The organism is Pseudoalteromonas sp. MTN2-4, assembly GCF_042848605.1.
GTDB lineage: Bacteria > Pseudomonadota > Gammaproteobacteria > Enterobacterales > Alteromonadaceae > Pseudoalteromonas.
Genome location: NZ_BTGK01000028.1, coordinates 1 through 2,153, shown reverse-complemented (window position 1 = coordinate 2,153; position 2,153 = coordinate 1). Strand labels below are relative to the sequence as shown.

Here is a 2,153-nt window from a genome sequence, read left to right as displayed (position 1 = left end):
TAATAAACGGCGAAAAATAGTAGGCTAAAATAAGCGACGAAGGAGCGCAAGCCTACTGTTTTGCGTCCATAGTTTAATTAATTTGTTATATAACACATTAAAAGCCAATTACATTTTTAAATTTATAAGCCACCAAACAGACAATACCAACAACTAAAAAATGCAACCTGTAACTTACGAGAGAAAATGATTTACTAGCTTCAATTTTTAGATAGCTTTCTTCTGAGCTCTGTTTTAGGAAATCAACTGGTAAGAAGTCAGCAATAAACATCAGTGCACCTGCAACTGCCAGAGCTATACCGATTATTAGTAAGATTTTACTCATTTCTCCGATTCCCGAGTGTTATATAACGCTTGCCTAACCGGCGAAAAATAGCAGGCTAAAATTAGCGACGAAGGAGCACAAGCCTGCTGTTTTACGTCCTTTGGTTTAGGCACTTGTTATGTGCGCTTGTATGAATCTTCATGTGAAATGCCAAGATTTACTAATAAATCTTCAAAATAGCCAACATCTTCTAACTCGCGATTATCTTCATAAGCTAAGCACAAAATAATTCTCATCTTTGCTACTTCTGGGACAGATATGTTGTAACCATCATTACTATCAACCCAAGACCACAAATCCTCTTTTAACTTCTCAAGGTTAATATTTTCATTATCAATCCAATAACCTTTAAGTTGTGAAAATGCACTTTTTGCCATAGGTATTTCAGGTACACCAAGCTTCTCTACCCAAGAAATTATATGGGCTGCATACTTATAATTTTCGTTCAAGCTAGGTAACTCCCCTGAGCACATAACGCCGTTGTAACCGGCAAAAAATTATTGGCTAAAATGTGAAGCGGAGCGTAACAGCCAAAAGTTTTTTGTCCGCGTTGACAACCTTGTTATGTTTTATAGCAAGCTGCTCACGAACACCATCGTTAAAATAGCTAAAAGTAACACAAATGTTATTTTCTGTTTTACTGTTATCTTCGCTCTATTTTTAATTTTTTCAATGCGAGCATTATATTCTTCGGGTGTTATTCCAGCCCTTCTAGAATAAGAAAGAGTCCTCAATGGTTGAAGCTTTTCTTCAAAAATCAGCTTTTGTTTTTTATATGATTCTAGCTGCTGCTCTTCTGTTGCTCCTTTAGGTAAATTATTAATTAAAGCTAATATTTCTGCATCATAAGATTCAGCTAGTTCTATTTCTTCTTTAGTTAAATTTTTATACCAAGATTTACTGTTTTTCAAAAACTTAATCTTCCTTAAAATATAACGCTTGCCTAACCGGCGCAGAATAGCAGGCTAAAATTAGCGACGAAGGAGCGCAAGCCTGCTGTTTTGCGTCCGTGGTTTAGGCACTTGTTAAGTGCACTTTGTTTAATATGACTTTGGTGCATAGGGTTTAGGCTCTGGAAGTAAAGGCGGTGTTGAATCAACATAAGTTAGAAATGACTTCCATAAAACTACAGTTCTTTGGTGAGTTAATTCTAATTTGCAGCCTAAACTCATCGCTGTTCTGATAGTACCGTCGCGCCATGTGTCATAAACCGCGCCGCAGTGCTCTTCTCGATAATTGAGCCAAGCTTCTTGACCTTTTTTTATAGAAGCCACAGAAACATCATCTTCCGAATACCGTTCAAGGCTTTTTACCAAGTATTTATCCAATACTTTTTCGGCTCCAACAAGCTCTTTGTACATGCATTGATTTATTTTGAGCGTTGTCCAAGCCTTACCGCAATCAACGTCTTCTTCAGCCAACGCAGAAAAGCTAAAAAAGGCGATTAGAAAAATCCAAATTCTCATCAATGCTCCATGGGCACTTAACGCCGTTGTAACCGGCAAAAAATTGTTGGCTAAAATGTGAAGCGAAGCGTAACAGCCAACAGTTTTTTGTCCGCGTTGACGACTTTGTTATGCATTGACACGCAAATTTAGAAGCACTTGCGCCTGCACCAATAAGCCAAACTAAAAATTAAAAACACCCACCAAACTCGAAATTGCAAAGAAGCGTTCGACTGGTGAATGACCTTTCTGGTCACAGCTTAAATTGAAAAACGAAAAGCCAAGACCAACTCAAAACTTAATTACGCCACTTTATCTAAATGCTGATTTGAAGAAAAGACTTGAAGCAAAAAAACCTTTTAAAGACAGCGATTTAAAGTGAC

At 37.3% G+C, this 2,153-nt stretch carries 4 protein-coding genes; all 4 read right to left on the bottom strand.

The genetic code is table 11. The features are described from left to right. Positions 1–97 precede the first annotated feature (97 nt). The 4 genes from ACGHEH_RS21480 to ACGHEH_RS21465 all read right to left on the bottom strand — a co-directional run bounded on the left by ACGHEH_RS21480 (position 98) and on the right by ACGHEH_RS21465 (position 1,791). Entirely contained in the window at positions 98–325 is a 228-nt protein-coding gene (locus ACGHEH_RS21480; protein ID WP_390449761.1) for a hypothetical protein, read from the bottom strand. Positions 326–441: 116 nt separating this feature from the next. Beyond that, entirely contained in the window at positions 442–774 is a 333-nt protein-coding gene (locus ACGHEH_RS21475; RefSeq protein ID WP_390449759.1) for a hypothetical protein, read from the bottom strand. A 120-nt stretch (positions 775–894) separates the two neighbouring features. Further along, positions 895–1,236, bottom strand: coding sequence for a hypothetical protein (locus ACGHEH_RS21470; protein WP_390449669.1), 342 nt, complete (start codon positions 1,234–1,236; stop codon positions 895–897). 129 nt (positions 1,237–1,365) lie between these two features. Further along, positions 1,366–1,791, bottom strand: coding sequence for a lysozyme inhibitor LprI family protein (locus ACGHEH_RS21465; RefSeq protein ID WP_390449755.1), 426 nt, complete (start codon positions 1,789–1,791; stop codon positions 1,366–1,368). Positions 1,792–2,153 lie beyond the last annotated feature (362 nt).

Coding starts and splice junctions, on each gene's coding strand:
- ACGHEH_RS21480 (WP_390449761.1), bottom strand. CDS start 325: ATGAGTAAAATCTTACTAATAATCGGTATAGCTCTGGCAGTTGCAGGT.
- ACGHEH_RS21465 (WP_390449755.1), bottom strand. CDS start 1,791: ATGAGAATTTGGATTTTTCTAATCGCCTTTTTTAGCTTTTCTGCGTTG.